At 66.4% G+C, this 26,135-nt stretch carries 23 protein-coding genes; 9 read left to right on the top strand and 14 right to left on the bottom strand.

The annotated features are described in order from the left end of the window. Positions 1–37 precede the first annotated feature (37 nt). Positions 38–499, bottom strand: a complete 462-nt coding sequence (locus tag HS053_RS09165) for a GatB/YqeY domain-containing protein (RefSeq protein WP_174210940.1) — start codon at positions 497–499, stop codon at positions 38–40. A gap of 178 nt (positions 500–677) precedes the next feature. On the opposite strand from HS053_RS09165, the gene carA reads away from it, so the two are divergent. After that, positions 678–1,838 (top strand): glutamine-hydrolyzing carbamoyl-phosphate synthase small subunit, encoded by a 1,161-nt coding sequence (gene carA, locus HS053_RS09160; RefSeq protein ID WP_174210939.1) that lies wholly within the window; start codon positions 678–680, stop codon positions 1,836–1,838. A 79-nt stretch (positions 1,839–1,917) separates the two neighbouring features. Next, a complete protein-coding gene (locus HS053_RS09155) occupies positions 1,918–3,801 on the top strand; it encodes a glycosyltransferase (RefSeq protein ID WP_174210938.1) in 1,884 nt (627 codons plus the stop codon). 12 nt (positions 3,802–3,813) lie between these two features. Here HS053_RS09155 and HS053_RS09150 read toward each other — a convergent pair whose 3' ends face one another. Further along, positions 3,814–4,449, bottom strand: coding sequence for an FCD domain-containing protein (locus HS053_RS09150; protein WP_174210937.1), 636 nt, complete (start codon positions 4,447–4,449; stop codon positions 3,814–3,816). Positions 4,450–4,554: 105 nt separating this feature from the next. Between HS053_RS09150 and HS053_RS09145 the strand changes: the two genes are divergently transcribed. The 4 genes from HS053_RS09145 (at position 4,555) to HS053_RS09130 (ending at position 8,012) form a co-directional block, all read left to right on the top strand. Then, on the top strand, positions 4,555–5,199 hold the full coding sequence (locus HS053_RS09145; protein WP_174211196.1) for a pyrimidine 5'-nucleotidase: 645 nt from the start codon (positions 4,555–4,557) through the stop codon (positions 5,197–5,199). 81 nt (positions 5,200–5,280) lie between these two features. Next, on the top strand, positions 5,281–5,514 hold the full coding sequence (locus HS053_RS09140; RefSeq protein ID WP_174210936.1) for a hypothetical protein: 234 nt from the start codon (positions 5,281–5,283) through the stop codon (positions 5,512–5,514). An 83-nt stretch (positions 5,515–5,597) separates the two neighbouring features. Then, complete coding sequence (locus tag HS053_RS09135) at positions 5,598–6,797, top strand: UbiH/UbiF family hydroxylase (protein WP_174210935.1); 1,200 nt, start codon at positions 5,598–5,600, stop codon at positions 6,795–6,797. A 108-nt stretch (positions 6,798–6,905) separates the two neighbouring features. Beyond that, positions 6,906–8,012: a Hint domain-containing protein gene (locus HS053_RS09130; RefSeq protein WP_174210934.1), complete on the top strand. Its 1,107-nt coding sequence runs from the start codon at positions 6,906–6,908 to the stop codon at positions 8,010–8,012. Between the two features lie 2 nt (positions 8,013–8,014). Here HS053_RS09130 and HS053_RS09125 read toward each other — a convergent pair whose 3' ends face one another. The 3 genes from HS053_RS09125 to HS053_RS09115 form a co-directional block, all read right to left on the bottom strand. Further along, positions 8,015–9,139, bottom strand: a complete 1,125-nt coding sequence (locus HS053_RS09125; RefSeq protein WP_174210933.1) for an aminotransferase class V-fold PLP-dependent enzyme — start codon at positions 9,137–9,139, stop codon at positions 8,015–8,017. Between the two features lie 79 nt (positions 9,140–9,218). After that, positions 9,219–9,677 (bottom strand): Lrp/AsnC ligand binding domain-containing protein, encoded by a 459-nt coding sequence (locus HS053_RS09120; protein ID WP_174210932.1) that lies wholly within the window; start codon positions 9,675–9,677, stop codon positions 9,219–9,221. Next, positions 9,674–10,132, bottom strand: a complete 459-nt coding sequence (locus HS053_RS09115) for an Lrp/AsnC family transcriptional regulator (RefSeq protein ID WP_174210931.1) — start codon at positions 10,130–10,132, stop codon at positions 9,674–9,676. Before HS053_RS09115 ends, HS053_RS09120 begins: the two co-directional genes overlap by 4 nt. A gap of 127 nt (positions 10,133–10,259) precedes the next feature. Here HS053_RS09115 and ilvC point away from each other — a divergent pair, with 127 nt between their 5' ends. Then, positions 10,260–11,282, top strand: a complete 1,023-nt coding sequence (ilvC, locus tag HS053_RS09110; RefSeq protein WP_174210930.1) for a ketol-acid reductoisomerase — start codon at positions 10,260–10,262, stop codon at positions 11,280–11,282. 136 nt (positions 11,283–11,418) lie between these two features. Next, positions 11,419–11,820, top strand: coding sequence for a GFA family protein (locus HS053_RS09105; RefSeq protein ID WP_174210929.1), 402 nt, complete (start codon positions 11,419–11,421; stop codon positions 11,818–11,820). Positions 11,821–11,957: 137 nt separating this feature from the next. Here HS053_RS09105 and HS053_RS09100 read toward each other — a convergent pair whose 3' ends face one another. From HS053_RS09100 to HS053_RS09060, 9 genes are all read right to left on the bottom strand, one after another. After that, positions 11,958–13,352, bottom strand: coding sequence for an aldehyde dehydrogenase family protein (locus HS053_RS09100; RefSeq protein WP_174210928.1), 1,395 nt, complete (start codon positions 13,350–13,352; stop codon positions 11,958–11,960). Between the two features lie 122 nt (positions 13,353–13,474). Beyond that, positions 13,475–14,818 carry a phosphoglucosamine mutase gene (gene glmM, locus HS053_RS09095; RefSeq protein ID WP_174210927.1) on the bottom strand — a complete coding sequence of 448 codons (1,344 nt, stop codon included), beginning with the start codon at positions 14,816–14,818 and terminating at the stop codon, positions 13,475–13,477. Next, on the bottom strand, positions 14,815–15,828 hold the full coding sequence (gene folP / locus HS053_RS09090) for a dihydropteroate synthase (RefSeq protein ID WP_174210926.1): 1,014 nt from the start codon (positions 15,826–15,828) through the stop codon (positions 14,815–14,817). The genes glmM and folP overlap by 4 nt, the downstream gene beginning before the upstream one ends. 119 nt (positions 15,829–15,947) lie before the next feature. Continuing rightward, the gene (locus HS053_RS09085) at positions 15,948–16,856 is read right to left on the bottom strand and encodes a dihydroneopterin aldolase (protein ID WP_174210925.1); all 909 of its coding nucleotides are present in this window, start codon (positions 16,854–16,856) and stop codon (positions 15,948–15,950) included. Positions 16,857–16,956: 100 nt separating this feature from the next. Beyond that, positions 16,957–17,631, bottom strand: coding sequence for a cell wall hydrolase (locus tag HS053_RS09080; RefSeq protein WP_174210924.1), 675 nt, complete (start codon positions 17,629–17,631; stop codon positions 16,957–16,959). Between the two features lie 209 nt (positions 17,632–17,840). Further along, positions 17,841–20,390: a putative PEP-binding protein gene (locus HS053_RS09075; protein WP_174210923.1), complete on the bottom strand. Its 2,550-nt coding sequence runs from the start codon at positions 20,388–20,390 to the stop codon at positions 17,841–17,843. Between the two features lie 116 nt (positions 20,391–20,506). Continuing rightward, the gene (gene glyS, locus HS053_RS09070; RefSeq protein WP_174210922.1) at positions 20,507–22,825 is read right to left on the bottom strand and encodes a glycine--tRNA ligase subunit beta; all 2,319 of its coding nucleotides are present in this window, start codon (positions 22,823–22,825) and stop codon (positions 20,507–20,509) included. A 4-nt stretch (positions 22,826–22,829) separates the two neighbouring features. Next, positions 22,830–23,306 (bottom strand): DUF6446 family protein, encoded by a 477-nt coding sequence (locus HS053_RS09065; RefSeq protein ID WP_174210921.1) that lies wholly within the window; start codon positions 23,304–23,306, stop codon positions 22,830–22,832. Next, the gene (locus HS053_RS09060) at positions 23,303–24,229 is read right to left on the bottom strand and encodes a glycine--tRNA ligase subunit alpha (RefSeq protein ID WP_174210920.1); all 927 of its coding nucleotides are present in this window, start codon (positions 24,227–24,229) and stop codon (positions 23,303–23,305) included. The genes HS053_RS09065 and HS053_RS09060 overlap by 4 nt, the downstream gene beginning before the upstream one ends. Positions 24,230–24,389: 160 nt before the next feature. Between HS053_RS09060 and HS053_RS09055 the strand changes: the two genes are divergently transcribed. Then, the gene (locus HS053_RS09055) at positions 24,390–26,126 is read left to right on the top strand and encodes a serine protease (RefSeq protein ID WP_174210919.1); all 1,737 of its coding nucleotides are present in this window, start codon (positions 24,390–24,392) and stop codon (positions 26,124–26,126) included. Positions 26,127–26,135 lie beyond the last annotated feature (9 nt).

Here is a 26,135-nt window from a genome sequence, read left to right as displayed (position 1 = left end):
AAATCCTGCCACAACATCCGCCCGCCGCAAAGCGCGATCAGCCCGCCAGCCGTGCCTTGATCGCGGCCCCCACCGCGCCGAAATCCATCTGGCCGGTGTATTTTGCCTTCAGCACCGCCATGACCTTGCCCATGTCGCGGATGCTGCCGGCCCCGGCTTCGGTCACCGCGGCGGCAATCGCGGCCTCCACTTCCCCGGCCGACAACTGACGCGGCAGGAATTCCTCGATCACCTTGATCTCGGCCAGTTCCTTTTCCGCCAGTTCCAGCCGCCCGCCCTCTTCATAGATCCGCGCCGATTCCTGACGCTGCTTGACCATCTTGCCCAGCACCGCCAGCAGATCGGCGTCGCTGACACCGCCGTCGCTGCCTTCGCCCCGGCTGGCAATCTCGCGGTCCTTGATGGCGGCGTTGATCAGGCGCAGCGCCGAAAGACGGTCGGCCGCCTTGGCCTTCATCGCATCTTTCAGGGCGGCCTGCAGGCGTTCGCGCAAAGACATCGGTATCCCCATGGTTTGTCCGGGCGCCACCATAGCGTGAAGCCCCCGCCAAGGCAACCAGACGCCAAATAACCAACGCATTGATTATCAAGGAAAAACCTTTTCCCGCTTGGCCTTGACCCTGCCCGCCCCAACCCTTAGTTTCCGCGCAATTTGCCGACAGCCCGGGAGTCGCGCCATGCCCACCGCCACCGCCAGCCACCCCACCGCCTGCCTTGTGCTGGCCGATGGCACGATCTTTTACGGCAAGGGCTTTGGCGCCCGCGGCGAGACGGTGGCCGAGCTTGTCTTCAACACCGCCATGACCGGCTATCAAGAGATCATGACCGACCCCAGCTATGCCGGGCAGGTCGTGACCTTCACCTTCCCCCACATCGGCAACACCGGCGTCACCCCCGAGGATGATGAAACCGCCACCCCCGCCGCTGCCGGCATGGTGGTGAAATGGGATCCGACCGATCCGTCGAACTGGCGTTCGGTCGGTGAGCTGACCGACTGGCTGGTGAAGATCGGCCGCATCGGCATCGGCGGCATCGACACCCGCCGCCTGACCCGCGCCATCCGGCAGCAGGGGGCGCCGCATGTGGCGCTGGCCCATGATCCCGAAGGCAAGTTCGACATCGAACGGCTGGTGGCGCTGGCCCGGGGCTGGAAAGGTCTGGTCGGGCTTGATCTGGCCAAGGATGTCACTTGCGCGCAAAGCTACCGCTGGGATGAAAAACGCTGGGCCTGGCCCGAGGGCTATGCCCGCCGCGAAGGCCCCGGCCTCAAGGTCGTGGCGATCGACTATGGCGCCAAGCGCAACATCCTGCGCTGCCTGGCCTCGGTCGGCTGTGATGTGACGGTGCTGCCCGCTTCGGCCACGGCCGAGGATGTGCTGGCGCTGAACCCCGAAGGCGTGTTCCTCTCCAACGGCCCGGGCGATCCGGCCGCGACGGGCGCCTATGCCGTGCCGATGATTCAGGGCGTTCTGGCCGCCGACCTTCCGCTTTTCGGCATCTGCCTTGGGCATCAGATGCTGGCGCTGGCGCTGGGGGCGAACACGGTCAAGATGAACCACGGCCACCACGGCGCGAACCATCCGGTCAAGGACATCACCACCGGCAAGGTGGAAATCACCTCGATGAACCACGGCTTTACCGTGGACAGCCAGACCCTGCCCAAGGGCGTCAGCGAAACCCATGTCAGCCTGTTCGACGGTTCGAACTGCGGCATCGCGCTGGACGGCAAGCCGGTGTTTTCGGTGCAATACCACCCCGAAGCCAGCCCCGGCCCGCAAGACAGCTTCTATCTGTTCGAGCGTTTTGCCGCCGCCATGCAGGCCCGCCGCGCCGCATAAGGCGGCAAGACAACCTTAACGGTTAATTCCTTCTTAACCTCTTCCCGCAAATGATGCGGGCAGAGGCCGGGAAGGAAGAATGTCCGTCACAGCACTGCGCCCGATCCTGCACGTCCTGCCCGGTGGTGACACCGGACCTGATCTGCCGGCCGGACAGCCCGACCACCCGACCGCCGAAAACTTTGCCCGCGCGCTTTTGCATCAGGGCCTGATCCCGCCCGCAGAGGTGATCGGAATTCTGGCCGTGCAATCGCGCCGCCGCGCCCGGCTGGCCGATGCGCTGCTGGCGCGCGGCCTCCTGCCGGAGACGGCGCTGCACCACGCGCAGGCGGCCCATTGGCGCCTTGGCCTGATCGACCCCATGGCGCTGCCCCCCGATCCGCGTCTGGTGGACCGTCTGGGGCTGGCCACCTGTCTGGCCGAGGGGCTTTTGCCCTGGCGCCACAGCGGCGGGGCCACGGTCATTCTCACGCCCTACCCCGAGGATTTTCACCGCCATCGCGCGCATCTGGAAACGCTGTTCGGTCCGCTGATCCTTGCCCTTGCCTCCGCCCGCGCGATTGAGGGGGCGCTGATGGCGGCACGGGGCAATGCCGCCGCACTCGCGGCGGAAAACAGCGTGTCAGACAGCGAAAGCTGCCGCAGCTACAGCGCGCAGGCCATGCATCTGCCGGTGGCGCTGGCGGCGCTTGGGCTTCTGGCACTGCTGCTCGCGGCGCCTGCGGCGACGTTTCTGGTGCTGACGCTGATCTCGGTTCTGGCGATGCTGTCCTTTACCGGGCTCAAGGTCGCGGCCTGGATCGCCGCCACCCGCCCGCCCCGGCCCGAGGCGGGCCCGGTCCATATCGCCCATCTGCCCATCGTCTCGGTCATGGTGGCGCTTTACCGCGAAAGTGACATCGCCGCCCGCCTTGTCGAGCGGCTGGGCGAACTCGACTATCCGCGCGAATTGCTCGACGTGCTGCTGGTGGTCGAAGCGGAAGATGATATGACCCGCGCCGCCCTTGCCCGCGAAACCCTGCCACCCTGGATGCGGGTGGTTGCGGTGCCCGACGGCACGGTGCGGACGAAGCCGCGGGCGCTGAACTTTGCGCTCGACCATTGCCGTGGCCCCATCGTGGGCGTCTATGATGCCGAGGATGCGCCCGAACCGGCGCAAATCCGCAAGGTGGTGGAACATTTCGCCCGCCGCGGCCCCGATGTCGCCTGCCTTCAGGGCCGGCTCGACTTTTACAACCCGCGCAAGAACTGGCTCGCCCGCTGTTTCACCGTGGAATATGCCAGTTGGTTCCGCCTGTTCCTGCCGGGGATCGAACGGCTGGGGCTGGCGGTGCCGCTGGGGGGCACCACGCTCTTTTTCCGCCGCGCGGCGCTGGACAGGCTGGGGCGCTGGGACGCCCACAATGTCACCGAAGACGCCGATCTGGGCATGCGGCTGGCCCGGCACGGCTATCGCACCGAACTGGTGGACACCACCACCTATGAAGAGGCGAACTGCCACGGCCGCGCCTGGGTCAAGCAACGCTCGCGCTGGATCAAGGGCTTCATGATGACATGGCTGACCCATATGCGCGACCCGGTCCGGCTCTGGCGCGAATTGGGGCCGCGCCGGTTCTTCGGCTTTCAGATGCTGCTTCTGGGTTCGGTCATGCAGGCGCTGACGGCCCCGCTGCTTTGGACCTTCTGGCTGGTGCCCTTCGGCGTGCCGCATCCGGTGGCGGGCATCCTTGGGCCTGACCTCTTCCGGCTGCTCTGGCTGACCTTCTTTGCGACCGAGGGACTGACCATCGCCTTCGGCATCGCCGGGGTGGCGCGCACCGCCCATCGGCTCAACCCGCTCTGGGTGCCCAGCCTGTCGCTTTACCACCCGATGGCCACCGCCTCGGCCTGGAAAGCAGCGCGTGAGATGCTGACGAAACCCTTCTGGTGGGACAAGACCAGCCATGGCCAGTTCGGCGGCTGACGTGCCCGCGGGTCAGCGCGTCTTCAACTCGCCCGCATCCACCCGCAGCCGCGTCTCGAACGCCTTCGAGATATGCGATTTCAGCGCCTGACAGGCGCCTTCGGCATCCTTCGCCTCGATCGCCCGCACGATGCCGTCATGTTCGGCCAATGCCACCTCGTCACGCCCCTCGGCGGCAAAAGAGGTCGTCGCCATCAGCGCCATCGAGCGGTTCACCAGATCAAGCTGCTGCACAAGGAAACGGTTATGGCTGGCCAGATGGATAAGCCGGTGGAACCGTTTGTTCGCCCGGCTCAGCGCCCGCGGATCGCCGCCCAGAAGCTTGCGGTCATCCTCGACCATACCGCGCAGCACCCGCACCTCCTCATCGGTGGCATGACGCGCCGCCAGCCGCGCCGCCAGCCCCTCCAGCTCGGTGCGCACGGTGTAAAGCTCGGCCAGTTGGTTATGGTCCAGCGAAGCGACGATCAGGCTGCGCCCGTCGCGCGCCAGCATCCCTTGGGTTTCCAGCCGCTGCAGCGCCTCGCGGACCGGCGTGCGCGACACGCCCAGCCGCTCGGCCAGTTCCGATTCGACCAGCCGGTCGCCGGGCTTGTAATCCCCCCGCTCGATCGCTTCGAGGATCAGCGTGTAGGCATCCTTCTGCACGTCATCTCCCCCGGAAATCCCGCCCCTGCCGCGACACTAGCCGCTTTCGCGGCCATCGCAACCCGGCCCGTTGTCCTGCCCCGCGCCATGCCCTATCCTGCGGCCATGGTCAAACAGCACTTCAGCCACGTCACCACCTGGGTTTTCGACCTGGACAACACGCTTTATCCGCCGCGCTATCGCCTCTTCGACCAGATCGAGGTGCGGATGACCGCCTGGGTGATGCAGGCCCTCAACGTCTCGCAGGACGAAGCGAACCGCCTGCGGCAGCATTACTGGGACCATTACGGCACCACGCTTGCCGGGCTGATGCGCGAACACGGCATCGACCCCGGCCCCTATCTGACCGATGTGCATGACATCGACTTCACCGTCCTGCCCGCCGACCCCGAGCTTGCGGCCCGCATCGCCGACCTGCCGGGGCGCCGCATCGTCTATACCAATGCCTGCGAACCCTATGCCCGCCGCGTGCTTGAGGCGCGGGGTCTCTCGGGCCTGTTCGATGCCGTCTATGGCGTGGAACACGCCGGTTTCCACCCCAAGCCCGAGCGGCGGGCGTTTGAGGCGATCTTTGCCGCCGACCGGCTGGACCCGACCCGCGCCGCGATGTTCGAGGATGACACCCGCAACCTTGCCGCCCCCCATGCCATGGGAATGCGCACCGTGCATGTCGCGCCCGAAGCGGCCCCCGCCGCCCATATCCACCACCATACCGACGATCTGGCCGGATTTCTGGCCGGGTTGGGCTGACCTCTGGGCTGACTGCGGCAACCTGCCACCTCGCCGCAACGCAGCACAAGCGCCATCTCTTGGGAAAATACGGAGTCCCAGATGTCGCTTTCCGAATCTCTCCCCCGTTCCGGCTTTGCCGACCGCATTCCCGTCTATGGCCCGCTGGCGCGCGCCGTGTCGCAGGACATCAACCTGATCTTCTATCTGCTGGTGATCCTCCTCACCGTGCTGGTGCTGGCGGTCAAGGCCATCGGCCTTGCCGCGCTGACGCTGGCGGCGGTGGCTTTCGTGCCGGTGATGTTCGTCATGCTGATCTGGGTCACCATCCCCTGATGGCGGCGTGACGGGCTGCGCTGCTTTGTCCCTTCGCTTTCCCCCCGCCCCGGCCTAAAATCGGCGGCAAACGGAGGCGGATCATGGCGCGTATCGACACCGATATTCTGGTTTCCGGCGGCGGCGTTGCGGGGCTGACAGCGGCCGCCGCCTTTGCCTCTGCCGGGTTCCGGGTGATCTGCACCGACCCCACCCCCCCGGTGACCGAACGCGACGCCGCCGGCGCCGATCAGCGCACCACCGCCTTCCTGCACCCCTCGATTCCGGTTCTGCAGGCTGCGGGCCTCTGGCAGCGGCTTGAACCGCACGCCGCCCCGCTGCAAATCATGCGGATCATCGACGCGGGCGGCCCCACCGCCGAACCCCGCATCACCAAGGATTTCGACGCCGCCGAAATCTCGGACCAACCCTTTGGCTGGAACCTGCCCAACTGGCTTTTGCGGCGCGAGATGGTGGCGCGGCTCGCCGAACTGCCCGGCGTCACTTTCCTGCCGGGGCTTGCTACCGCCCGCCTGATGACGCGCGAGGCGCAGGCGCTGGCCACCCTCTCGGATGGCACCACCGTGGCTGCGCGGCTGGTGGTGGCCGCCGATGGCCGCGCCTCTGTTGTGCGCGAGGCGGCGGGCATTGCCGTAAAAACCATCCGCTACGGGCAAAAGGCGCTGGCCTTTGCCACCACCCATCCGATCCCGCACCAGAATGTCTCGACCGAGATTCACCGCTCCGGCGGCCCCTTCACCCTTGTTCCGCTGCCCGACCGCGACGGGCGCCCCTCTTCCGCCGTGGTCTGGATGGAAACCGGCCCCGAGGTGCAGCGCCTTGCCGCCCTGCCGGTGCCGGAGTTCGAGGCCGAGATCAACGCCCGCTCTTGCGGCATCCTTGGCCCGCTGACGCTGGTCTCGCCGCGCGGGGTCTGGCCGATCATCAGCCAGATCGCCGCCCGCATGTCGGCCGAGCGTGTCGCCCTGATCGCCGAGGCGGCGCATGTGGTGCCGCCCATCGGCGCGCAGGGGCTGAACATGTCGCTGGCCGATCTTGCCGCGCTCTTGGACCTTGCCACAGCCAATCCCGCCGATCTGGGCAGCCGCGCCATGCTCGACGCCTATCACCGCAAGCGCCACTTTGAGGTGCAGGCCCGCGTCACCGGAATTGACGCCCTGAACCGTGCCTCGATGCTGGGCGACCCGGCGCTGCGCGACCTGCGGGCAGCGACGCTGAACGCGCTTTATTCGCTGGCCCCGGTGCGCAAGACGCTAATGAAGGCGGGGCTTGGCCTGCGCTAAAAAGCGGCACCAGGGCGGTCCAACCGGACCAAAATAGCCAGAAGGCTATGAATCCGCAGGAAAACCCGCTAGTCTGCCCGAAAAGAAAAGACGAGCAGGCACATCGGAATGACATCTCTCACGGTCCATGCGATCGCGGGCGTCTCGGTCTTGCACACCGATGGCACCGCCGTCCGCAACGGCAATCCGCTGACCAATGCCCTCTGGGGCGATGCCTTCAGTTGGGAAGTGCCGAACAATCTTGTGCTGACCTTCGGGTCGCCGTCGAATGTGGTCACGTTGAATTTCGACGATGCCAACGGCGTGCTGACCGACGATCCCTATAACAATGCCAATGTGGTGGATCAGCGGCTGACAGCGCCCGTCACCATCAACGGCCAGACCTATTCCCCCTCCTCCAGCACGATCCGCTGGCAATATCCGCCGCCGGTCACGGTCGAGGATGAATACCATGTCATCCTGTTCGATGCCGCCGGAACCGCCTATACCATGGTCGGCGTTTCGATCACCGTGGGCTATACCACCACTGTCGTCGGCGTGACATTCCTGGGTCAGGCCCCGCCCGAAGGCACGCCGCTTTACTATCTGCAAGGCCAGTCCAGCTATACCGGCAACGGCCAGTCGGCACCGATCCCCGATCTGACCACCACCCCGGGCACCGCCATCTGCTTTCTGCGCGGCACGCGGATCACCACCCCTGACGGCCCGCGCGCCATCGAGGATCTGGCCGAAGGCGATCTGGTCACCACGCTGGACCATGGGCCGCAGCCGATCCGCTGGATCGGCTCTTCACGGGTGGCCGCCCAAGGCGCGCTGGCCCCCATCCGCATCGCGGCGGGGCATCTGGGCAATCTGCGCCCGCTCTGGGTTTCGCCCAATCACCGGCTGCTCCTGCGCGGCTTGCAGGCCGAGGTGCTGTTTGGCGAGGCGGAGGTGCTGGTTCCCGCCAAATTCCTGTTGGACGATGCCCGCGTCACCCGCCAGCCGCAAGAAGAGGTCGAGTATTTCCACCTGCTGCTGGACCGGCACGAGATCCTTCTGGCCGAAGGCGCCCCCGCCGAAAGCCTGCATCTGGGCCAGCAAAGCCTGCGCGCCCTCAGCCCCGAGGCACGGGCCGAGATTGCGGCGATCTTCCCCACCGCCCCCTGGACCCGCGCCCGCCTGTCGCGCCGCAGCCTCACCCGGCCCGAGGCGCGGGTGCTGCTCGCGGCCTGAGGTTACAGAACCGCCTCAACCCCACGCCGCAACCGTGCCACGGTGGCCTCGACATCGGCCAGCTTGTCCAGCCCGAAAAGGCCAAGCCGGAAGGTGCGGAACCCCTCGCCCTCGCCCACCTGCAGCGGAACACCGGCGGCAATCTGCATCCCCAATGCCTTGAACTTGCTGCCGTTCTGCACATCCGGGTCGTCGGTATAGCTGACCACGACCCCCGGCGCCTGAAAGCCAGGTGCCGCAACCGAAGGCACGCCCCGCCCTTCCAGCAGCGCCCGCACCGCCCGGCCCAGCGCCCATTGCGCTGCCTTGGCCGCCTCAAACCCCATGGCCTTGGTTTCGGCCATCGCATCGCGCAGGCCGACAATCGCATCGGTCGGCATGGTGGCATGATAGGCATGGCCGCCGCCCTCATAGGCCGCCATGATCGCCCGCCACTTCGCCAGATCCAGCGCGAAGCTTGACGATTTCGTCGCCGCCAGCCGCTCTTCCCCGCGCGGCCCCAGCACGACGATCCCGGCGGCGGGCGAAGCCGACCAGCCCTTTTGCGGCGCCGAGATCAGCACATCCACGCCCGTAGCCGCCATATCCACCCAGATGCAGCCCGAGGCGATGCAGTCCAGCACCATCACCGCCCCCACCTCATGCGCGGCGGCGGCCATCTGCGCGATATAGTCATCCGGCAGGATGATGCCGGATGAGGTTTCGACATGCGGCGCAAAGACCGCCTCGGGCTTCACCTCGCGGATCTTGGCGCTGACCTCTTCGATCGGCGGCGGCGCGAAGGGCGCCCGCGCCGCATTCCCCGCCGTGCGCGCCATCACCACCGTCGTTTCCGCCGCCACGCCCGAGGCATCGAAAATCTGCGTCCAGCGATAGCTGAACCAGCCGTTGCGCACGATCAGCACCCGCCCCTGCCCGAACTGCCGCGCGACCGCCTCCATCGCATAGGTGCCGCCCCCCGGCACCAGCGCCACGGCGGTTCCGTGGTAAACCTCTTTCAAGAGACCCGAGACATCGCGCATAACCCCCTGAAACCGTGCGGACATATGGTTCAGGCTGCGGTCGGTGAACACCACCGAGAATTCTTCCAGACCCTCGGGGTCAATGTGATCATGCGGCAGTTTCATGGCGGGCCTCCCTTGCTTGGCCCCACCCTGACGCGAAACGACGGGATGGGCAATATTGCCCATCCTACGCTTGCGGTTGTCACCCCAACGGCCCCGGCCGCCGCTCTTCCGTCAGCAGCACATTGGCCTCAAGGTTCCCCACCCCAGGCAGCGTCATGATCCGCCGCCGCAAGACCCGCTCGAAATCGGCAATGTCGCGGGCGACCACCCGCAGGCGATAGTCGAACAGCCCCAGCACATGCTGCACCACCTGCACTTCGGGAATGGCCTGCACCGCCCGCTCGAAATCCTCCAGCGAAACCCGCCCCTTGGTGGCCAGCTTCACCCCCAGAAACACCGTCACGCCAAAGCCCAAGGCCGCACGGTCCACATCGGGCCGGCGCCCGGCAAAGACCCCCGCCTCCTCCAGCCGCCGCACCCGCCGCCAGGCCGCCGGCTGCGACAGGCCAAAGCGCCGGCCCAACTCCCCCGCCGACAGGGTGCCGTCCAGCGCCAGCGCCCGCAGCAGCGCGCGGTCGGTATCGTCCAGATCAATCACAGCGGCAAAGCCTCGGTCTCTTTGATGGTGGACACCAGCATCAGCGCCTCGATGTCCGAAATATGCGGCAGGGTCAGGATGCGGGCGCGGTAAATCTCCTGCCAATGCGCCATGTCGCGGGCGATGACGTTCAGCCGCACATCGACCCGGCCAAGGAAGGTTTCGACCCCCACCACCTCGGGCACCTCGCGGGCCTGATCCAGAAATTCGTCAAAGGCGCGCGGATAGGTCTTGTCCAGCGTGAAGCGCAGCGACACCTCCACCTCATATCCCAGACGGCGCCAGTCGATCACCGCGCGCTCGGCCCGGATCACCCCGCTTTCGCGCAGCCGGTCCAGCCGCCGCCAGAGCGTGGCCGTGGTCACCCCGGCCCGCGCCGCCAGATCGGCGCGCGGCAGGTCCGGCTCGGCCAGCCAGTGGCGCAGGATACGGCGGTCGGTATCGTCGATGGACATGAAAAATTCGCACTATTGTGTTTTGGCGCATGATCTTTCGCATACTTGCAGAAATTCGTCAAACAATGCACGGGATGATGGGCGGAAAACCCTATTGTGCCCCCATCTTAAGCATAAGGAGACCGCCATGCGCGTCTATTACGATCGTGACTGCGATGTGAACCTGATCAAGGACAAGAAAGTCGCCATTCTCGGCTACGGTTCGCAGGGCCATGCCCATGCGCTGAACCTGCGCGATTCGGGCGCCAAGAATGTCGTCATCGCGCTGCGCGAAGGCTCGCCCTCGGCCGCCAAATGCGAAAAAGAGGGCCTCAAGGTCATGGGCATCGCCGAGGCTGCCGCCTGGTGCGACGTGATCATGTTCACCATGCCCGACGAATTGCAGGCCGCGACCTACAAGAAATACGTCCATGACAACCTGCGCGAAGGCGCCGCGATTGCCTTCGCCCATGGCCTGAACGTGCATTTCGGCCTGATCGAGCCGAAGCCGGGCGTTGACGTCATCATGATGGCGCCGAAGGGCCCCGGCCACACCGTGCGCGGCGAATACACCAAGGGCGGCGGCGTGCCCTGCCTCGTGGCCGTGCATCAGGACGCAACCGGCAAGGCCATGGAAATCGGCCTGTCCTATTGCTCCGCCATCGGCGGCGGCCGTTCGGGCATCATCGAGACCAACTTCCGTCAGGAATGCGAAACCGACCTGTTCGGCGAGCAGGCCGTGCTTTGCGGCGGTCTGGTCGAACTGATCCGCATGGGCTTTGAAACCCTTGTGGAAGCGGGCTACGAGCCGGAAATGGCTTATTTCGAATGCCTGCACGAAGTGAAGCTGATCGTGGACCTGATCTATGAAGGCGGCATCGCCAACATGGATTATTCGATCTCGAACACCGCCGAATATGGCCAGTATGTCTCCGGCCCGCGCATCCTGCCCTATGACGAGACCAAAGCCCGCATGAAAGCCGTGCTGTCCGACATCCAGACCGGCAAGTTCGTGCGCGACTTCATGCTGGAAAACGCCGTGGGCCAGCCGACGATCAAGGCGTCGCGCCGCTCGAACGACGAGCATCAGATCGAACTGGTCGGCAAGAAGCTGCGCGACATGATGCCTTGGATCTCCAAGGGCAAGATGGTGGACAAGTCGCGGAACTGATCGTGGGTCGGGGTTAACCCCGACCTACCAGGGCCGGAGGGAAACCTCCGGCCCTTTTTCGTTGCGGGGGATGGGCAGATTGCCCATCCTACGGGTCCGCCCGGATTTGCGCCCGGATTTGCGATGGAGGCCCGCCATGACCACCCACACCGCCGGCTGCCTGTGCGGCGACATCCGTCTTGTCACCAGCGGCGAACCCTATCGCGTCGGGCTTTGCCATTGCCTTGACTGCCGCAAGAACCATGGCGCCCTCTTCCACGGCTCGGCGATTTTCCCGGTTGCGGCGGTGACGGTCAGCGGCACGCCGCAAAGCTATGAAGGCCGCTATTTCTGCCCGCGCTGCGGCTCGCCGGTCTATGCGGTTTTCGGCGATGAGATCGGGGTGAACCTCGGCGCCTTCGACACACCCGACGCCTTCCGGCCGACCTATGAGCTTTGGACCATCCGCCGCGAAGGCTGGCTGCCGCCCTTCCCGCATCTGCGGCCCTTCCCGCAGAACCGCACATATCCGGGCCGCCACGTCCCGCCGCCGGAGTGAGTCGCGGCACAGGGTTAACGGCCGCCGCCTCTCCGGCTGTATATACGCAAAAACTACAGATAAACGACGCATAAATTACGCAAACCCGACAGGCCCTTCGGCCAATTTCGCCGGATTAATCCAGCGTTCCCAGCCCCTTATCGCACCAGCCGCAGCAAAACCTCTGCCAGCCGCCGCACCCGCAGCCCATAGGGCGGAAACAGCAGCGGCATCGCCAGAGAGCGGTTCACCAGCACCGGCTTTTCATGGCTGAAGGCGCGGAAACCCTCATACCCATGCGCGGCGCCAAGCCCGGAACTTCCGATGCCGCCGAAGGGCAGATTCGGGTGGATGAAGGGCATCACCGTCAGGTTCACCCCGACCGAGCCGGAGGCGGTCTGCGCCGTCACCCTGTCGGCCAGTGCCTTGTTTCCAAAGACATAAAGCGCCAGCGGCTTGTCGCCGCCATTGATCCGCTCCAGCACCGGCTCCAGCGCGTCATAGGGGATCAGGGGCAGCACCGGGCCAAAGATTTCCTCTTTTGAAATCTGCATGTTATCCGTCGTGCCGGTCAGGATCACCGGCGCCATGCTGCGCGCAGCCTCATCCCCGCCGCCGCCCTCAGCCAGCCGCGCCCCGCCTGCCAGCGCCCCGTCGATCAACCCGCGCAGCCGCTGCCAGTGCCGGGTGCTGACCAGCTTCGCCAAAGCGGGCGAGCTGGCCGGATTGCCGCCATACATCCGCAAGATCTCGGCCCGCAACGCCTCTTCCAGCGCCGCCGCGACCGAGGCGTGGACGAACACATGATCCGGCGCGATGCAGGTCTGCCCGGCGTTGAAGAACTTGCCCCAGGCCAACCATTTGGCCGCCTTGGCAATATTCGCCTCTGGCCCGACGATCACCGGCGATTTGCCGCCCAGTTCCAGCGTCACCGATGCCAGCGTCTTGGCCGCCGCGGCCATGACAATCCGCCCCACCGCCGGGCTGCCGGTAAAGAAGATATGGTCGAAAGGCAGCGCCAGCAGCCGCGTCGCCACCTCTGGCCCGCCCTCGACCACCGCGACCAGATCGGGCGGAAAGGTTTCCGCCAGCATCCGGGCCAGCAGGGCCGACGTGGCAGGCGTCATCTCCGAAGGTTTCAGCACCACCGAACAGCCCGCCGCCAGCGCCGAGACCAGGGGACCAAGCGCGAGGTTGAGCGGAAAGTTCCAAGGCGCGATGATCAGGGCCACGCCCTTGGGCTGCGGCACGATCCGGCCCGAAGCGCCCAGCATGGTCAGCGAGGGCCAGACCCGCCGCACCCGCATCCACCCCCGCAAGTGCCTGCGGGCATGGGAGATTTCCTGCAAGACCGGGATAATCTCGGTCAGCAGCGTCTCGGTCGGATGTTTGCTGAAATCGGCCTGCAACGCGGCCTCGATATCTGCACGATGCGCCAAGACCGCCGCGCGCAGCCGGTCGAGCGCGGCCAACCGCGCCACCCGGTCAAACCCGCTGCGCCTTGCCGGGGCAAGCCGGCGCTGTACGGCAAAAAGGGCCTCGGGATCAGACATCGGCACCTGCTTTCCGGCCCGGCGGCGGGACCGGGGGTTTCACACCCCCGGACCCCCGTGGGATATTTGAGCCAAGATGAAAGCTGCCGCAGGCCGGGCCGGGCTTCAAGCCTGACGCTGGGTCAGACGGCGGCCTCGACGGCCTGCACGATCTCGCCCACCACCTCGGCCAGAAGGGCGGGGTCTTCGCATTCGGCCATGACGCGGATCAGCGGCTCGGTGCCGGATTTGCGGATCAGAATCCGGCCCTTGCCCTGAATGCGCGCCTCGTTCGCGGCAATGGCGGCCTGCACCGCGGGCGCCTCCAGCGGCCGGGCGCCTGCGGTGAAGCGGACATTCTTCAGCATCTGCGGCACGGTTTCGAACTGGCGGACCAGCGTGCTGGCGGGCCGGCCAGAGCGGGCCATTTCGGCAAGGAACTGCAGGCCCGCGATCAGCCCGTCGCCGGTGGTGGCATAATCGGTCATCACGATATGGCCCGATTGTTCGCCGCCAAGGTTCCAGCCGCCGCGGCGCATCGCCTCGACCACATAGCGGTCACCGACGGCGGTGCGCTCAAGATGCAGGCCGCGGCGTTCGAGATGCCGCTCAAGCCCCAGATTGGACATCACCGTGGCCACCAGAGTGCCGCCCTGCAGCCGCCCCTCGTCGGCCCAGCGGCCCGCCAGCAGCGCCATGATCTGATCACCGTCGGCCACGCGGCCCGCCTCGTCGAGGATCATCACCCGGTCGGCGTCGCCGTCCAGACTGATGCCGACATGGGCGCCATGGGCCACCACCGCCTCGGCCGCGGTCTGCGGATAGGTCGAGCCGCAGCGGTCGTTGATATTGGTGCCGTTCGGGGCAACCCCGACCGGGATCACCTCGGCGCCGAGTTCCCAAAGCACCCCGGGCGCGGCCTTGTAGGCGGCGCCATTGGCACAGTCGATCACCACCTTCAGCCCGTCAAGGCGCAGACCCGCCGGAAAGGTGGTCTTGGCATATTCCTCATAGCGGCCAAGGGCATCGTCGATGCGGCGCGCGCGACCGATGGCTTCGGCCGGGGCCGGGGCAATCTCGCCTTCCAGCATGGCCTCGATCTCGGCCTCGGCTTCGTCCGAGAGCTTGAAGCCATCGGGGCCAAAGAACTTGATCCCGTTGTCATGGTGCGGATTGTGGCTGGCCGAAATCATCACCCCCAGATCGGCCCGCATCGAGCGGGTCAGGAACCCCACCGCCGGCGTCGGGCACGGACCCAGAAGCAGCACGTTCATCCCCGTCGAGGTCAGCCCCGCCGTCAGCGCGTTTTCCAGCATATAGCCCGACAGCCGGGTGTCCTTGCCGATCACCACACGGTTGCCCACGCCGCCCGCCCGCCGGAAAAATCGGCCCGCCGCCGCCCCCAGCTTCAAGGCCATTTCGGCGGTCATCGGATAGGTGTTGGCCCGCCCGCGCACGCCGTCGGTTCCAAAAAGCTTCCGGCTCATCCCGCCACCCCATTCGTTACCGCCTGCCAGAGCGACAGCGCCTGCCGCGTCTCGGCCACATCATGCACCCGGATCATCTGCACCCCCTGCGCCACCCCGGCCAGCGCCACCGCAAGACTGCCCGGCATCCGCCGCGCCGCCTCGGCCTCGGCACTAATGGTGCCGATGAACCGCTTGCGGCTGGCGCCCAGCAGCACCGGCACGCCCAGCCCGTGGAACAGCGACAGCCGGTTCAAGAGCGCAAGGTTATGCTCCAACGTCTTGCCAAAGCCGATGCCCGGGTCCACCGCCAGCCGGTCGCGGGGGATGCCCGCCGCCTGCGCCTCGTCCAGCCTTGCCGCCAGCGCGTCATAGACATCCAGCAGCACATCGTCATAGCGCGGGTCGTCCTGCATCGTCTCGGGCGTGGCGATGGAATGCATCAAGATCACCGGCGCCGACAGAGCCGCCGCCGTCCCGGCCATCGTCGGATCGAATTGCAGCGCCGTCACATCGTTCAGGATGCTCGCCCCGGCGGCAAAAGCGGCCCGCGCCACCGCCGCCTTGCGGGTGTCGATTGAAATGGGCAGGTCAAGCCCCCCCGCCCGCAGCGCCGCAATCACCGGGGCGGTGCGGGCAATCTCATCGGCTTCGGCCACTTCCGCCGCGCCGGGGCGGGTGCTTTCGCCGCCGATGTCGATGATATCGGCCCCCGCCGCCATCCTGCGCGCCTGCATCACCGCCGCCTCGGGCCGCAGGAACAACCCGCCGTCGGAAAAGCTGTCGGGCGTCACATTCAGGATGCCCATGACACGCGGCTGCGCCATTGCCAGCCCGCCAAAGGCCGGGCGCGGGGCCACCAGCGGCGCCAGCGCCTCTGCCGAAAGCTCCCCCACCGGAACAAGCCGCGCCGGGCGCCCGCGCTCCAGCACCTCGACCCGGTCGAACCAGCACCAGCCGCCGGCCAGCGTCAGTGCCGCCGCAGGGCGCGCGGCATCGGTCGTCGCAATCGGTCGCAGATAGAGGCCCAAGCCTTCATCCTCTCTTCAAATATCCTGCAGGGGGTCCGGGGGACCAAAGTCCACCGGGGCCGGGCACAGGCGCCCCCGAACCGATTAGGCCCCGCCAAGCCGCCTCGCAAGGGGCTGGATCAGGCGCGTTCCACTGCCACGCGGCTTCCCGCCGGAAGCGTTACATTGCCGTGAACGATCAGCCGTTCGGCCGCCATCACCTCGGCCAGCCACAGCGCCAGCGCCACCGGCTCGCGCGAATGCGGGCCGTCCACCGCGTCCAGCACCAGTTTCGACGGCGCCCAGACGATCATCTGGCCCCGCTTGACGTTCCAGTCGATCTCGGTCCGGGTCGCCACCACCACGCAGCGCGGATCGCGCGCCGCCAGAACCCAGGCGTTCTGCTCGATCGCCAGCATGTCCACCCGGCGCTGGGTTGGCCGGTGGCCGGTCTGGGGCCGGTCCATATCAGGCAGGCCCACGGTCAGGATCACCGGCAGCCCGCGCGCCTGCAACGCATCCAGCCGTTCTGCCAGATCGGGCGCCGCGATGGCGGCATTGTCGAGGAAAACCACCAGCGGATGCAGCGCCGCCTCGGCGCCATCCTGCCCCACCACCTGCAACGCGGTTTCGGCGCGCGAACGGACGATTTCAACGCCCAGCTTGTAAGGGCCGACATCCAGCTTTTCGATCCGCACGAAGACCCGCATCGCCTGCGGTTCGGCCAGAATACGCTCGGCCACCCGCTCGGCCAGGGTTTCCAAGAGGTTTAGCCGCTCGGCCGCGAGTTCGTCGGCAATCGCCTCGGTGATGCGGTCATAGGACAGGATCTTGTCCACGTCATCATCCAGCGGCGCCGGGGCCGGGCGCACCTCGACCACCACATTGAACAGCACGCGCTGGGTGTGGCCGCGCTCTTTCTGGAAGGCGCCGATCTCGACTTCGACCAGATGGTCGCGCAGGCTGATACGGTCGCGCGGCGCAGCCCCGGCAGAGGCAAGGCTGCGCTCTTCGGGATGGGCGAAGGCAAGGCGGATGTCGCTGGTCATGGCGCCCTCCGGGGGCGGGTAAGAAACAGGGGCAGGCTACTGCCTGCCCCGTGTTCCGCCTAGCGCGAAGGCGGCAGAATGTCCAACCCCGGCGACGCCCTCAGGGCTGCCGATAGAAGAGATGCGCCCCGATGGCGGCGGTGCGCGGAAAGCGCCCGGCCCAGCCCGGGCGCACGGCCCGGGTGTGGAAATGCGTGGCGCCAAATGTCAGCGTGCGCGGCGCGCCGTCCAGCATGACGCGGGCAATGCGGCTGGCGATCTCGGCCGGATAGGCTTCGCGCATCACGTCGCTGGCACCGTCGCAGACATAAGAGAACTGGCAGCTTCCGCCGCCGCCTTGCCCCACCACGGCGCAGACCGATTTGGGATAGGCCGGGCTGTCCACCCGGTTCAGGATAACCTCGGCCACGGCGAACTGCCCGGCAATGCTTTCGCCGCGCGCCTCAAAATAAAGGGCCTTGCGCAGGCATTCCCATTGCGCGTCGCCCGTTGGGGCGGGCAGGCTCATCAGCCATTCCGCGCTGTATTCGATCAGCACCGGCTGGCCCGGCTTCACCTTCTTGGGCGTGATCTTGGGTCCGGTCGCCAGCGCATTCAGCTTGGCAGCGGGCAGCGCCTCGACGGCGGAGTGTTCGGCCCCCATCAGAGAGGCGAATTGTTGACCGATCAGAGCGGTCGGGTCGTTGGACTGGCTCACCGTCACTTCGGCGAAGGCCGCTCCACTTAGAACACCCAGCGCGAGAAGCGCGGAGGTTCCGATTTGGTGCAAGCGCATTGTCTGTCGTGGTCCCGGTTGTTTCGCCTGCCGGCAGGCCCGAAACCTCGGATTTCTGCGCGACAAGGGCCGGGCCTAACGGAGAGGTCCGGGGCCTGTAAACCAATGTTGCAGAATTGCTACAGATTCTGGACCCGTTTCGGCGGAATCTTGCCGAAACTTTTAATGTTTCACATTAGGAAACAGTCAGAAGATCATGATATTGTGTCTTAATTCGGATTATCCACATGATCGGCAAGGGCCAGATGAGCCGCTGCAAGCCGCGCCAAGGGCACCCGATAGGGGCTGCAGGACACATAATTCAGGCCCAGCTTGCGGCAAAAGGCGATTGATTCGGGATTGCCGCCATGCTCGCCGCAGACGCTCAGGGTCAGGTCGGGCCGGGTCTGGCGACCGCGTTCCGAACCGATCTGAAGCAACTCTCCCACGCCGTCCACGTCCAGAATATGGAACGGATCTTCGGGGAAGACCCCCTGCTGGACATAGGTATTCATGAACCGCCCGGCATCGTCGCGCGACAGGCCATAGGTCATCTGCGTCAGGTCATTGGTGCCGAAAGACAGAAAGGCCGCGTGCTGTGCAATCTCGCCGGCCCGCAGCGCGGCGCGCGGCGTTTCCACCATGACCCCCAGCTTGTAGTCGAAATTCACCCCGGTCTTGACCCGCACCGCCGCCGCCACGGCGTCGATATGGGTCTTGACCAGCTCCACCTCGCGCCGCGCCGACACCAGCGGGATCATGATTTCGGGCACCACCGGGGCGCCCTTGCGGGCGACCTCCACCGTCGCCTCAAAGATCGCCTGCGCCTGCATGGCATAGATTTCCGGCAGGACCACGCCCAGCCGCACCCCGCGCATTCCCAGCATCGGGTTGAACTCGGCCAGAGCCTCGGCGCGGCGGGTGACTTCGGACAAGGGCTTGTCCAGCGCCTCGGCGAGCTCGCGCATACCCTCGCGGTCATGCGGCAGGAATTCATGCAGCGGCGGATCGAACAGGCGGATGCAGACCGGCAGCCCCGCCATGATCTCGAACAATTGCACGAAATCGGCGCGCTGCATCGGCAACAGCCGCACAAGGGCAGCGGCACGGTCCTTGGAGGTATCGGCAAAGATCATCTCGCGCATGACCACAAGCCGGTCTTCGTCAAAGAACATATGCTCCGTCCGGCACAGCCCGATGCCCTCGGCCAGAAACTGGCGGGCGGTGGCGGCATCCGAAGGGGTGTCGGCATTGGCGCGGATGCCGATGTCGCGCACCTCATCGGCCCAGCCCAGCAGCTTGCGGAAACTGTCGTCCAGCGCGGGGGCGAGCATTTCGGCGGCGCCCACCAGAACCTCGCCCGTGGTGCCGTCCAGCGTGATCAGATCGCCCTCGGCAAAGACCCTGCCGTCGCCCGCCGTCAGCCGCCGCTCTTTCAGGTCCAGCCGCAGGCCGGAGGCCCCCACCACGCAAGGCACGCCCAGCCCGCGCGCGATCACCGCGGCATGGCTGGTCACCCCGCCCCGTTCGGTCAGGACGGCGGCGGCGGAATGCATGCCACGGATATCCTCGGGCGCCGTTTCCCGCCGGACCAGCACGCAAGGCTCCCCGCGCGAGGCGCTGGCCTGCGCCGCATCCGAGGTGAAGACGATCCGCCCCACGGCAGCGCCGGGGCTGGCGGCAATGCCACGGGCGAACACGTCGCGCGGCCCGCGCGGATCGACCTGCGGATGCAGCAGTTCCGACAGCGCCCGGGGTTCCACCCGCAGCACCGCCTCTTCCGGCAGGATCACCCCGTCTTCGGCCAAGGCCACGGCAATGCGCAGGCCGGCGCGGGCGGACCGCTGCACCTTCACTGCGTCGATGACCGAAAGCTTGCCATCCTCGATGGTGAATTCGATCTGCATTTCCTCGCGCAGCCGCTTGCGGCAGGCAGCACCGTGGCGGATCAGTTCGGCAAAGATCTCGGGCGCGAGGTCTTCCAGCGAGGGGCCGCGCTTGTCGCGGGTCAGGTAGATGGCTTCGGTCTTCTTCAGCGCATCGCGGCCCTGACTTTGGCCAAGGTAACGCCCGGTGACCTGCGCCAGCCCGGTGACCGGATCGACGAACTGCACCACGCCCGAGCCGGAAATCCCCTGTCCGATGCCCTGCGCCATGGCCTGCACCACCAGCCCCAGCGCCGCCTCGGCAGGGGCGCCCTTGGCCTGCCGCAAGAGGCGGGCCGAAGTGCCCTCCCATGCGCGGGCCATCGAGCGCAGCACTTCGGCAAGCTGTTTCGCCGGGTCTTCGGGGAAGGGTTCGTCCATCTCCCGCTCATACTGGCGCAGCGCCTCTTTCAGCGCCTCGGCCGACGGTTTGCCGATTTCGAACAGATCGGGGTCAAGCCGGGCGACGTGTGTGGCATAGGATTGCAGGAAGCGGACATAGAGGGCATCCGCCGCCTCTTGCCCATGGGTCCGGACAAGGGCGGCATGGCGGGCGGCATTCATGCCCACGTTCAGCACGGTGCCCGGCCCGCCCCAATCAGGATTTTCGGGGCTGGGGCGGACGGAGATCAGCGGCGCCGGGCCGAAATGGGCAAGGATCGCCCTTGTATCCACCGGATGGCCCGCCGCGATGGCCCGCACGGTCTGCGCCGGCAGCGCCACTGTGGGCGGCACCGGCAGATCAAGCCGCGTCAGCCGCTGCAGGCATTTCGCCCGCCAGCCATGGGCCTGCGTGCGAATCTCGGCGGTGGGCGAGACCGCGGTATAATCGGGGATCAGGGGCGTTTTCTGCACCGCGGCACCTTTGTTTGCAGATGCGAGGATACACCCCCCGGGCCGGGGCGCAAGACTTGCGGTGGAACCGGGGGCCAGCCCCCGGACCCCCGGGATATTTGGGCCAAGATGAAAGGTTAGCCTTCGATCTTCGTCAGGTCGGCCACGCCCGAGCAGATGGCACGGATGCGGTGGAGCAGGTTCAGCCGGTTGCGGCGGGTGATCGGGTTTTCGGAGTTGACCTGCACGGCGGTAAAGAAGGCGTCGATCGGCGCGCGCAGGCTGGCCATCGCGGCCATGGCGGCGGCGAAATCCTCGGCCTTCATGGCCGGGGTGATCTGCGCCTCGGCGGTGTCGAGGGCGGTGAAGAGGGCGCGTTCTTCGTCGGTCTCGGCGAATTTGGGATCGGCGCCAAAGGAATATTCGACGCCATCCTTGGCCTCGGCCTGAGTGAGGATCGTGTTGGCGCGCTTGAAACCCTGCAAGAGGTTGGGGCCGTCTTCGGTTTTCAGGAAAGCCGCCAGCGCCCCGGCACGTTTAACGAGGAGAGTCAGGTCGTCATTGCCGGGCATGGCCAGGCAAGCGTCGATGACGTCGTGGCGGATTCCTTGGTCTTTCAGGAAGACTTTGAGGCGGTCGTGGAAGAAGGAGAGGAGGTCGGAGGTTAACCGACCAAGGCGATGATCCCCATTAATCAGTCGCTCGTCCCCCAGTTGCGGATCTGCTTCGAGATCGTCGAACCACACTTCGGCTGCGTCAGTAACGCGAGCATTTTGTAATGCAGAAAGGAACTCTTCCAGACTGACGTTATACTGAGGGGGCTCGTCGCCTGCCGGATGAACATGACACACGCCTTGCCAATTTTTAACTTCAGCCGAATACCCTGTCGGTAAAATATAAACATCATTGGCAAGCATCGGCGCATACCAGACTACAGCCGCAGCGCGTTGAAGCACGCTTGAAAGCGAAACCCGCACCCCATTCCCCAGCACCAGCCGGATCACCCCCAGCGCCGCTCTCCGCAGCGCAAACGGGTCTTTCGAGCCTGTGGGCTTCTCGTCAATCGCCCAGAAGCCGGTCAGGGTGTCGATCTTGTCGGCCAGTGCCACGGCGACGGAGACCGGCTCGGTCGGCACGGCATCCGAGGGGCCGAGGGGGGAATAGTGGTCGCGGGCGGCGAGGGCCACCGCTTCGGGCAGGCCGGCTTCGCGGGCGTAATACATGCCCATCAGGCCCTGCAGTTCGGGGAATTCGCCGACCATGGCGGAGCGGAGGTCGGCCTTGGCCAGCCGGGCGGCCTGTTCAGAGAGGTCGGCATCGGCGCCGACCAGCGGGGCGATTTCTTTGGCCAGCGCGGCAATCCGCGCAATCCGGTCGGCCTGAGACCCCAGTTTGTTGTGGAAGGTGACGGCTTTCAGACCGTCCAGCCATTCGCCCATGCCCGCTTTGGCGACGCGCAGGTCATTCTCCCAGAAGAATTTGGCGTCCGACAGGCGGGCCGACAGCACCTTCTGGTTGCCCTTCAGGATGGTCGCGCCATGGTCGGCGGTTTCGGTATTGGCGACGGTAATGAAACCCTCGATCCGGCCACTGCGCGGGTTCTTCACCGAGAAGAACTTCTGGTGTTCCTTCATCGAGGTTTGCAGAACCTCGGGCGGCAGGTGCAGGAAGGCATCACCGATACGGCCCATCAGCGGCACCGGCCATTCGACAAGGCCCGCGACCTCGGCCAGAAGGCCCTTATCCTCAACCACTTCAAGCCCCGCCGCGAAGGCTAGGTTCTGGGCGCCCTGCCAGATCGCGGCCTCGCGCTCGGCGCTGTCCAGCACGACATGGGCGCGTTTCAGTTTCACCGCGTAGTCGTCGAAGGAATGCACGGCGAAGCGGCCCTGACCAAGGAAGCGGTGGCCTTCGGTGGTGTTGCCTGCCGTGATGCCATCGACGGTCAGCGGCACGACATGGGCGCCGGATTCGTCGGACAGCAGGCAGAGGATGGAATGCAGGGGGCGCACCCAGCGCAGGTTGCCCGCGCCCCAGCGCATCGCCTTGGGCCAGGGGAAATTGCGGATGGTCGCCTCAAGCACTTCGGCGATGATCGCGGGGGCGGCGCGGCCGGGCTTTTCGATGACGGCGTAAAGGGTTTCGCCCTTCTTGTCGGCACGGCGTTCCAACTGGTCCAGCGTCAGGCCGGTGGACCGCAGGAAGCCTTCGATGGCGGCGGGCGGGGCAGAGGCGGAGGGGCCTTTGCGCTCTTCACGCACCGGGCGGCTTTCGGCGGTCAGCCCGTCGATGGTCAGGGTCAGGCGGCGGGGGGTCGAGAAGGCCCCGGCAGAGGCATAGGTCAGCCCGGCCTCGACAAGGCCGTTGGTGACCATGCTGCGCAGGTCGTCGCGGGCGCGGGCCTGCATCCGGGCGGGGATTTCTTCCGAGAAGAGTTCGATCAGAAGGTCGGGCATGGGCTCACTCTTCGGCGTCGGGGGAAAGTTGGTGCCAGGCATAGGCCCGGCCATCGGGGAAGACGGCGACAACGCGGTCCACCTTGGGGGCGATGGCGGATTGCGACAGGAAGGCCAGCGCCTCGCCCTTTTCCAATGCGGTGCCGATGGCGGCGGCATCGAAGCAGCCGAACCACGAGGGGGCGTTCAGCGGCTCGGGCTTGGGGTAGGCGACATAGGTTTCGGTCAACATGCCTTGGGTCATCGGTGTGTGGAAACAGGCGCGGAACCGCAGGGGGGAAGAGGTGGCATCAATGCCCTGAACCGCTTCGGCCAGAATGGGTTCGGGCGTGCCGCCCTCGATCGGGGTCAGCAGGATTTCGGCACCGGGGCGAAAGGCCGCCTCGGTGTAATAGGCATATTCCTGCAACCAATACATGGCGATCCCGGCCACCAGCGCAATCACGACAATCCCCCCCGCAAGCAGTTTGCCCGCCGTCATGCGTCCGCCCCGGCTTCGGTCAGCCGGAAGGCGTCGGCGCATTTCTTGGCGAGCGCCCGGACGCGGCCGATATAGGCTTGGCGTTCGGTGACCGAAATCACCCCGCGCGCGTCCAGAAGGTTGAAGAGATGGCTGGCCTTGATCGTCTGGTCATAGGCCGGATGCGCCATGATGATGCGCTTGCCGGATTTGGGGTCTTGCGGCTCGAACGCCAGAAGGCGTTCGCATTCCGCCTCGGCATCCTTGAAATGCTGGAACAGCATCTCGGTGGTGGCGCCGTCGAAGTTGTGGCGGCTGTATTCCTCTTCGGTCTGGCGGAAGATGTCGCCATAGGTCAGCGGAATGGGCGATTGCGGATCGTTGAACGGCATGTCCATGACGTGATCGACGCCAAGGACATACATCGCCAGCCGTTCCAGCCCATAGGTCAGCTCGCCCGAGACGGGGCGGCAATCATGGCCGCCGACCTGCTGGAAATAGGTGAACTGCGAGACTTCCATCCCGTCGCACCAGATTTCCCAGCCCAGACCCCAGGCGCCCAGCGTCGGGCTTTCCCAGTCATCCTCGACAAAGCGGATGTCGTGCAGGTTCGGGTCCAGCCCGATTTCCGCCAGCGACCCGAGGTAAAGCTCCTGCAGGTTCGGGGGCGAGGGTTTGATGATCACCTGATATTGATAATAGTGCTGCAGGCGGTTCGGGTTCTCGCCATAGCGGCCATCGGTCGGGCGGCGCGAGGGCTGCACATAGGCCGCGGCCCAAGGCTTGGTGCCCAACGAACGCAGGGTCGTGGCCGGGTGAAAGGTGCCCGCGCCCACTTCCATATCATAGGGTTGCAGGACGGCGCAGCCCTGTGCGCCCCAGTAATTCTGAAGCCGCAGGATGATTTCCTGAAAGGAACGGGGCGCTTTGCGGATTTCGGCCATGGGCTGCCTCTTGAAATGCTGCCCCTCCATAGGCAAGAGGCGGTGAAGGGTCAATGCGCGGTTGGGCCTTGCGCGAAAGCGCGTGCATCCGATGGCTGCCATGCTAGGCTCGGCGGAATTTTGGCGGGCCGGTGGTCCGAAACGATAGGGTTGGGACGGAATGAGAGTTTGGGGTTTGGTGGTGGCGCTGTTGGCCGCCCTTGGTTTTGCCGCGGCGGCTTCGGCACAGGACCGCGCCTGGATTCAGGTCGAGGCGCATCCCTCGGTCACCGATACCGTCGAACGGGCCGAAGCCTATGCCGCCGTCTTTGCCGATGTGACGGCCTATCGCACCGGAACCGGCTGGCACGCCATTGTGCTGGGGCCATATGAGCCGGCAGAGGCGGCGGGCAAGCTGGCCGAACTGCGGCGCGAGAACCTGATCCCCGGCGACAGCTATGTCGTCGATGGCAGCGCGTTCGGGGCGCAGGTCTGGCCCACGGGCGCGGCCGCCCCGGCAGTCGAAGCCCCCGCCGAAGCAACCGCCGAACCTGTGGCCGAACCGGAACCGGAGCCGGTCGTCGTCGCCGATGAAACCCCGGCCGAGGCCCGCGCCTCGGAAGCGCTTCTCTTGCCCGAAGAACGGATGGCCCTGCAAGCGGCGCTTGGCTGGTATGGCTTTTACCAGGGCGCGCTGGACGGTGCCTTCGGCAAGGGCACCCGCGCCTCGATGGCCGCCTGGCAAGAGGCCAATGGCTATGAGCCGACGGGCATCCTGACCGCGATGCAGCGCGCCACCCTGACCGCGAACCATCAGGCCGATCAGGCCGAATTCGGCTTTCAGTCGGTGACCGAGGCCGAGGCCGGGATCGAGATTACCCTGCCGCTCTCGCTGGTGGCCTTTCAGGGCTATGAACCGCCTTTCGTGCGCTTTGTGGAAAAGGACGGATCGGGCCTGCAAATCATGCTGATTTCCGAACCCGGCGGAACCGAGGCGCTGCACGGCCTCTATGACATCCTGCAAACGCTGGAAGTGGTTCCGGCGACCGGGGAGCGGGGCCGCACCGACGACAGCTTCGACATCTCCGCACAATCGGACAGCGTGGAAAGCTATGCCCATGCCGAAACGCGCGACGGCATGGTGAAGGGTTATCTGGTGGTCTGGAAGCCCGCCGATGCCGAACGGATGGGCCGCATCCTGCCGGTGCTGAAATCCAGTTTCCGCATGGTCGGGGGCAAGGCGCTCGACCCCGGGCTGGTGCCGATGGAGGATGCCGCGCGGGCCGGAATGCTGGCGGGTCTTGACGTGCGCCGCCCGCTGCTGTCGCGCTCGGGCTTTTATGTCGATGGCGCGGGGGCGGTGCTGACCACCGCCGAGGCCGTGGCGCAATGCGGGCGCGTGACGCTGGACCATGACACCGACGCCGAGGTGAAGCTGGTCGATGCGGCCAGCGGTCTGGCAGTCCTCGTGCCCAAGGCGCCGCTGGCGCCGCGCGCCGTCGCGGGCTTTGCGGCGGCAACGCCGCGCCCGGGAACCGAAATGGCGGTGGCCGGCTACAGCTATGAAGACAAGCTGCCCGCGCCGGTGCTGACCTTTGGCGTCTTTGAAGAGGCGCAGGGTCTGGCAGGCGAACCCGGCATCGCGCGGATTTCGGCGCCGGTTCTGGCGGGCGACGCCGGTGGCCCGGTGCTGGACCCGACGGGCGCGGTGGTGGGAATGCTGCTGCCCGCAGGCGGACCGGCGGGCAAGGTGCTTCCCGCCGGGGTCAGCTTCATCGCCACGGCGGCAAGCATCAGCACACTGCTGACCGGGGCCGGGATCGCCCCCGCCACGGCGACGGGCGCCGCCCCCGCCAGCCCCGATGCCCTGAATGCCGCCGGGCTGGGCATGACGGTTCTCGTCTCCTGCTGGGAGTAAGGCACCCTG

The sequence above is a fragment of the Tabrizicola fusiformis genome, from assembly GCF_013328815.1.
In the GTDB taxonomy this organism is placed as follows: domain Bacteria; phylum Pseudomonadota; class Alphaproteobacteria; order Rhodobacterales; family Rhodobacteraceae; genus Fuscibacter.
This window is presented reverse-complemented; position numbering and strand designations above follow the sequence as displayed.